Genomic DNA, 7,156 nt, shown 5'->3' on the forward strand with positions numbered 1-7,156 from the left:
CTGCAAGAGCCAAACATCGGGTGATCCAGACCCAACCACCGCCAATGCGGCACCGCCACCATGACACTGAGTGTCTGCACGGCGACACGCCGCAAACCGCGTACAACTGCGCACGCTCGCGAGCCGCTCGGCGTCAGTTCAGCTGCGTAGATAGTTCAGCTGGGCCTGCACGGACCATTCGGCTGCGTCCCAGAGCTTGTCGTCGACGTCGACATAGACGTATTCGACGATCTCGCGGACGGTGGCCTCGTCGCCGATATCCCGCAACGCGGCGCGCACCTGCTCCAGCCGTTCGCGCCGGTGCGTCAGGTATCCGGTGGCGACGGCTTCCAGGTCCGCCAACTCGGGCCCGTGCCCCGGCAGCACCCTGCGCCGGCCCAAGCCGCGCAGCCGCCTCAGCGATTCCAGGTAGTCGGCCAGGCTGCCGTCTTCCTTGTCGATGACGGTGGTGCCGCGACCGAGCACGGTGTCCGCGGTGAGCACGGCGTCGTCGAGGACGAACGACAACGAATCGGCGGTGTGGCCCGGCGTCGCGATGACTTTGATCTTCAGCCCGGCGGCGTCGATCACCTCGCCGTCGACCAGCTCACCACCGAGGCCGCGCAAAAACCCGCTGCCCGCCGACCGAACCGTCGCCCCGGTCAGCTCGACCAGCTTGTCGATGCCGTCGGTGTGGTCGCCGTGCCGGTGGCTGATCAGCACCAGCGCGATCTTGCCGAGGGTGGCGACCCGGGTGATGTGCTCGTCGTCCTCCGGGCCGGGATCGACGATGACCAACTCGTCGCTGCCCGGGCCGCGCAGCACCCAGGTGTTGGTGCCCTCGAGCGTCAGCAGGCCGGGGTTGTCGGCCAGCAGCACCGACGCAGACTCGGTGACCGCCCGCAACTTGCCGTATGCGGGATGGCTCAACGACTCAGCGGTCTCGGTCACGGCCGTCAGCCGACCTCCACGATCAGCTCGACTTCCACCGGCGCGTCCAGCGGTAGCTCGGCCACGCCGACCGCCGAACGGGCATGCGCGCCTTGGTCGCCGAACACCTCGCCCAGCAACTCCGAGGCACCGTTGACGACGGTCGGCTGGCCGTTGAACCCCGGGGCCGACGCGACGAACCCGACCACCTTGACCACCCGGGTCACCGCGTCGATACCGACCACCGAATTCACCGCCGCCAGCGCATTGAGCGCGCAGATCCGGGCGAGCACCTTGCCCTCTTCGGGACTGATGTCGGCGCCGAGCTTGCCCGTCTGCGCCAGCTTTCCGTCCTGCATCGGCAATTGACCCGAGGTATAGACCAGGTTGCCGGTGCGCACCGCCGGTACGTAGGAGGCCAGCGGCGCGACCACCTCCGGAAGCGCGACGCCGAGTTGGCCGAGCCGGGCGGAAGCACTCATCTACTTGGGGCGCTTCAAATACGCGACGTGCTGCTCACCGGTGGGGCCGGGCAGCACGGCCACCAGCTCCCAGCCGTCGGCACCCCACTGGTCGAGGATCTGTTTGGTCGCGTGCGTCAGCAGCGGAACCGTGGCGTATTCCCATGCGGTCGGTTGGGTCATGACGCGAGCTTATCGGTCGGCGGTGAATGGTCCGGGCCGGTGGCCACCACCCGATCTAAGGGTGACCTGGGGCGCTCGGGCTAGCATGCGAAGGTGGCATCCACTTCTAGCGGCGGTAGCTCCGTCGGCTGGCCCGCGCGCTTGTCGAAGGCCCGCTTGCATTTCGTGACGGGCAAGGGTGGTACCGGCAAGTCGACGGTGGCGGCCGCGCTGGCGCTGACGCTGGCTTCGGGGGGCCGCAAAGTCCTTTTGGTCGAAGTCGAGGGCCGCCAAGGGATTGCGCAACTTTTCGACGTGCCGCCGCTGCCCTACCAGGAGCTCAAGATCGCGACAGCCGAGCGGGGCGGCCAGGTGAACGCGCTGGCGATCGACATCGAGGCTGCGTTCCTGGAATACCTCGACATGTTTTACAACCTCGGGATCGCGGGCCGGGCGATGCGCCGCATCGGGGCCATCGAGTTCGCGACGACGATCGCGCCCGGCCTGCGCGACGTGCTGCTGACCGGCAAGATCAAGGAGTCGGTGGTTCGCGTGAACAAGGGAACCAAGAACCCGGTTTACGACGCGGTGGTCGTCGACTCGCCGCCGACGGGCCGCATCGCGCGGTTCCTCGATGTCACCAAAGCGGTTTCGGATCTGGCCAAGGGCGGGCCGGTGCACTCGCAGAGCGAGGGCGTGGTGAGGCTACTGCACTCCGACCAGACCGCCATCCATTTGGTCACGCTGCTCGAAGCGCTGCCGGTGCAGGAGACGCTGGAAGCCATCGAGGAGCTTGAGGAGATGCAGCTGCCGATCGGCAGTGTGATCGTCAACCGCAACATCCCGTCCTACCTGGAGCCGCGGGATCTGGCCAAGGCCGCCGAGGGCGATGTGGACGCCGACTCGGTGCGGGCCGGGTTGGAGTTGGCCGGAATCAGGTTGGACGACGCCGACTTCGCCGGTCTGCTGACCGAAACGATTCAGCACGCGACGCGGATCGCCGCGCGGGCCGAAACCGCGCAGCAGCTCGACGCATTGAAGGTGCCGCGGCTGGAACTGCCGGCGATCTCCGACGGTGTTGACCTCGGTAGCCTGTATGAGCTGTCGGAATCACTTGCGCAGCAGGGGGTTCGATGAGCGTTACCCCGAAAATGCTTGATATGGCCGCCATCCTGGCGGACAGGTCGAACCGGGTGGTGGTGTGCTGCGGCGCCGGTGGCGTGGGCAAGACGACCACCGCGGCCGCGATAGCGATGCGCGCGGCCGAATATGGCCGTACAGTATGCGTTTTGACGATTGATCCGGCGAGGCGGCTGGCGCAAGCGCTGGGGGTCAACGACCTTGGCAACACCCCGCAGCGGGTGCCGCTGGCGCCCGAGGTCTCCGGAGAGCTGCACGCGATGATGCTCGACATGCGGCGCACGTTCGATGAGATGGTGCTCCAGTATTCCGGACCCGGTCGGGCGCAATCGATTCTGGACAACCAGTTCTATCAGACGGTCGCCACGTCCCTGGCCGGCACGCAAGAGTACATGGCGATGGAGAAGCTCGGTCAGCTGCTCGGCGAGGACCGCTGGGACCTGGTGGTAGTGGACACTCCCCCGTCGCGGAACGCCCTGGACTTCTTGGACGCGCCAAAACGACTGGGCAGCTTCATGGATAGCCGATTGTGGCGGTTGCTACTCGCTCCCGGCCGCGGCATCGGTCGGTTGGTCACCGGCGCAATGGGTTTGGCGATGAAGGCGATCTCGACCGTGCTGGGCTCCCAAATGCTCGGCGACGCGGCGGCTTTCGTGCAGTCGCTAGACGCCACCTTCGGCGGGTTCCGCGAAAAAGCCGATCGCACCTACGCGTTGCTGAAACGGCGCGGCACACAGTTTGTCGTGGTGTCGGCCGCCGAACCCGACGCGCTGCGTGAGGCGGCCTTCTTTGTCGACCGGCTGTCACAGGAAGGGATGCCGCTCGCGGGCCTCCTGCTGAACCGCACCCACCCGACGTTGTGTTCGCTGCCGGTCGAGCGCGCGATCGACGGCAGCGAGACGCTGGACGCCGAGACGGATTCCGAGGCCGCGTCGCTGGCCGCGGCCGTGCTGAAGATTCACGCCGACCGCGGGCAGACCGCCAAGCGGGAAATCAGGTTGCTCTCCCGATTCACCGGGGCCCACCCGCACGTGCCGGTGATCGGCGTGCCGTCGCTGCCGTTCGACGTGTCGGACCTCGACGCGTTGCGGGCGCTCGCCGATCAGATCACTTCGGTCGGCGACGATGCGGCCCGCGTAGCGGGCCGCTGAGGAGACGACCGGCTGGGCACTGCACACCCGGCAGCGCCCCGATTTAGACACACGCCAGTCTTTGCCGCGAGGTGCTATTGACGCGGGCCGGGCCGGTCGCGACGTAGCGATGTCGTTGCTGCCGAATTCGTATTAGGCACAAGCAAGCTCGTATTCGACACGAGCCAGCCACTACTAGACGGGTTCTAATAAGGAACGCAGGAGGGCACTGTAACAATTACGTAATTATGAAAACCGTTATTTTCAGAATGCCCGGAAAGTTCTTGCTTCCGAAGGAGACGCGCCTGTGATGCGCCCAGGTCAGCCGATGCTGCGGTTACGGCGCTTCTCGAAGAAGTCCGACCACGAAAGGACGTCAGGGTTCTGCTTAAGCAGAGCCCTGCGCTGGCGTTCGGTCATGCCACCCCACACCCCGAACTCCACCTTGTTGTCCAACGCATCTGCGCCGCACTCCTGCATCACTGGGCAGTGGCGGCAGATCACCGCGGCCTTCCGTTGCGCGGCCCCCCGAACAAACAGTTCATCGGGGTCAGTGGTCCGGCAGAGCGCCCTCGATACCCAGGCAACCCGATCTTCGGCGTCGACACTGTGCAATACCCCTTTAGCAGCCGCGATGTTGGTTCTGCGCGCGGCCGGCCGTGGTCCTGACACGAGCTGTTCCCTTCCTCCCGATCGCTTGTTGCGACCGCCCTCCTGTGCTGCGATCTACGCCACACTGTGCACATCGCTGTTATCTGAATCGCACCGTGTGTCTAAGTTAGGTGGTCAGATGCCAATTGCGCAACAGTCTGATAACGGTTTTTTGGGACGCGCGTGCAGTCTCGTCCCAAATCATAGGTCTGAGTGTGACCACCCGCATCTCGACCCGGTAACTGACGAGTGACGGCGGCGCAAATTTTCTGCCAACGCCGAGTCTATGTTCGCTGGTCGCGGTATGGGAGGGACTTTGGTCAACTGTTTGGATGGGGAGGTGACGGGGGCCGCTACCCTAGTACGCATGTCAGACCGCCCTCCGGCCGCCCTCACGCTGCTCAAGCTCGCCGGGTGCTGTTTGTTGGCGAGCGTCGTCGCCACCGCGCTGATGTTTCCACTGGCTGGAGGGCTCGGGCTGATGTCCAACCGGGCGTCGGAAGTCGTCGCCAACGGTTCGGCCCAGCTGCTACAGGGTGAGGTTCCGGCGGTGTCGACGATGGTCGACAAGAAGGGCAACGTCATCGCCTGGTTGTATTCGCAGCGTCGCTTCGAGGTGCCCACCGACAAGATCGCCAACACCATGAAGCTGGCGATCGTCTCGATCGAGGACAAGCGGTTCGCCGACCACAACGGCGTGGACTGGAAGGGAACCCTGACCGGGCTGGCCGGTTACGCGTCCGGTGACGTCGAGACCCGCGGCGGATCGACCATCGAACAGCAGTACGTGAAGAACTACCAACTGCTGGTGACCGCCCAGACCGACGCCGAGAAGCGCGCGGCCGTGGAGACCACGCCGGCGCGCAAGCTGCGCGAGATCCGGATGGCGCTCACGCTGGACAAGACCTTCACCAAGCCCGAGATCCTGACCCGCTACCTCAACCTTGTGTCGTTCGGCAACGGCTCGTTCGGGGTCCAGGACGCGGCGCAGACCTACTTCGGCATCAACGCGGCCGACCTGAACTGGCAGCAGGCGGCGCTGCTGGCCGGCATGGTGCAGTCGACCAGCACGCTCAATCCGTACGTCAACCCCGACGGCGCGTTGGCCCGGCGCAACCTGGTGCTCGACACCATGATCGAGAACCTGCCCCAAGAGGCCGACGCCCTGCGCGCCGCCAAGGCCACGCCGCTGGGCATCTTGCCGCAGCCCAATGAGCTGCCCCGGGGCTGCATCGCGGCGGGCGACCGCGCCTTCTTCTGCGACTACGTGCAGGCGTACCTGTCCCGCGCCGGCATCAGCAAGGACCAATTGGCCAAGGGCGGCTACCTGATCCGCACCACGCTGGACCCCGACGTGCAAATCCCCGTCAAGGCCGCCATCGACAAGTTCGCCAGCCCGAACCTGCCGGGCATCTCGAGCGTGATGAGCGTGATCGCACCGGGCAAGGACTCTCATCACGTCATGGCAATGGCCAGCAACCGCAAGTACGGCCTGGACACCGAGGCCGGCGAAACGATGCGACCGCAGCCGTTCTCCCTCGTCGGCGACGGTGCCGGCTCGGTGTTCAAGATCTTCACCACGGCAGCGGCGCTGGACATGGGCATGGGCACCAACGCGACGCTCGAGGTGCCGGGCCGGTTCCAGGCCAAGGGCATGGGCAGCGGTGGCGCCAAGGGCTGCCCCAAGGACACCTGGTGCGTGATCAACGCCGGTAACTACCGCGGCTCGATGAATGTGACCGACGCGCTGGCCACCTCGCCCAACACCGCGTTCGCCAAGCTGATCCAGCAGGTCGGGGTGACCCGCACGGTGGACATGGCGATCAAACTCGGCTTGCGGTCCTACGCCGACCCGGGCACCGCGCGCGACTACAACCCCGACAGCAACGAGAGCCTGGCCGACTTCGTCAAACGGCAGAACATCGGTTCGTTCACGCTCGGCCCGATCGAGGTGAACGCGCTGGAGCTGTCCAATGTCGCGGCCACGCTGGCCTCCGGGGGCGTCTGGTGCCCCCCGAACCCAATCGACAAGCTGATCGACCGCAACGGCAACGAAGTGGCCGTGACCACCGAGACCTGCGACCAAGTAGTGCCCGAAGGCTTGGCCAACACCCTGGCCAACGCGATGAGCAAGGACGCCGTGGGCAGTGGCACCGCGGCCGGTTCGGCCGGTTCGGCGGGCTGGGACCTGCCGATGTCGGGCAAGACGGGCACCACCGAGGCCCACCGCTCGTCCGGCTTCGTGGGCTTCACCAACCGGTACGCGGCGGCCAACTACATCTACGACGACTCACCCAACCCGACGGATTTGTGCTCCGCTCCCCTGCGCCACTGCGGCGAGGGTGACTTGTACGGCGGTAACGAGCCGGCCCGCACGTGGTTCACCGCGATGAAACCGATCGCCACCAGCTTCGGTGAGGTGCACCTGCCGCCGACCGACCCCCGCTACGTCGAGGGCTCACCCGGTTCGCGGGTGCCGAGCGTGACCGGCCTGGAGGTCGACGTGGCGCGCCAGCGGCTCAAGGAGGCGGGCTTCCAGGTCGCCGACCAAACCAACTCCGTCAACAGCAGCGCCAAGCTGGGCGAAGTAGTCGGGACGGCGCCCAGCGGGCAAACCATCCCGGGGTCGATCATCACCATCCAGGTCAGCAACGGCATCCCGCCGCCACCGGGGCGCCCCCCGCGCGCGGCGGGGGGGGGGGG

Annotated in this window: 7 protein-coding genes; 3 read left to right on the forward strand and 4 right to left on the reverse strand. The window is 66.3% G+C overall.

All coding sequences use genetic code 11. The features are described 5' to 3' along the window. Nucleotides 1-138 precede the first annotated feature (138 nt). Genes A5764_RS03755 through A5764_RS28055 form a run of 3 tightly spaced genes read right to left on the reverse strand, consistent with a single transcriptional unit; the run spans nucleotide 139 to nucleotide 1,553 of the window. On the reverse strand, nucleotides 139-930 hold the full coding sequence (locus A5764_RS03755) for an MBL fold metallo-hydrolase (RefSeq protein WP_067108802.1): 792 nt from the start codon (nucleotides 928-930) through the stop codon (nucleotides 139-141). Nucleotides 931-935: 5 nt separating this feature from the next. Further along, nucleotides 936-1,391 carry a RidA family protein gene (locus tag A5764_RS03760; RefSeq protein WP_067108805.1) on the reverse strand — a complete coding sequence of 152 codons (456 nt, stop codon included), beginning with the start codon at nucleotides 1,389-1,391 and terminating at the stop codon, nucleotides 936-938. After that, nucleotides 1,392-1,553, reverse strand: coding sequence for a DUF4177 domain-containing protein (locus tag A5764_RS28055; protein WP_003419736.1), 162 nt, complete (start codon nucleotides 1,551-1,553; stop codon nucleotides 1,392-1,394). A 93-nt stretch (nucleotides 1,554-1,646) separates the two neighbouring features. On the opposite strand from A5764_RS28055, the gene A5764_RS03765 reads away from it, so the two are divergent. Both A5764_RS03765 and A5764_RS03770 read left to right on the forward strand, forming a co-directional pair. Further along, entirely contained in the window at nucleotides 1,647-2,669 is a 1,023-nt protein-coding gene (locus A5764_RS03765; RefSeq protein ID WP_067108809.1) for an ArsA-related P-loop ATPase, read from the forward strand. Further along, the gene (locus tag A5764_RS03770) at nucleotides 2,666-3,823 is read left to right on the forward strand and encodes an ArsA family ATPase (RefSeq protein WP_067108812.1); all 1,158 of its coding nucleotides are present in this window, start codon (nucleotides 2,666-2,668) and stop codon (nucleotides 3,821-3,823) included. Before A5764_RS03765 ends, A5764_RS03770 begins: the two co-directional genes overlap by 4 nt. Before the next feature lie 300 nt (nucleotides 3,824-4,123). On the opposite strand, the gene A5764_RS03775 is transcribed toward A5764_RS03770, so the two are convergent. Next, nucleotides 4,124-4,474, reverse strand: a complete 351-nt coding sequence (locus A5764_RS03775) for a WhiB family transcriptional regulator (protein ID WP_067108814.1) — start codon at nucleotides 4,472-4,474, stop codon at nucleotides 4,124-4,126. Between the two features lie 346 nt (nucleotides 4,475-4,820). Between A5764_RS03775 and ponA2 the strand changes: the two genes are divergently transcribed. Continuing rightward, a partial coding sequence (ponA2, locus tag A5764_RS03780) for a transglycosylase/D,D-transpeptidase PonA2 (RefSeq protein WP_067108816.1) occupies nucleotides 4,821-7,156 on the forward strand: 2,336 nt, incomplete at its 3' end.

Origin of the sequence: Mycobacterium sp. 852002-51057_SCH5723018 (genome assembly GCF_001667035.1) — a bacterium.
In the GTDB taxonomy this organism is placed as follows: domain Bacteria; phylum Actinomycetota; class Actinomycetes; order Mycobacteriales; family Mycobacteriaceae; genus Mycobacterium.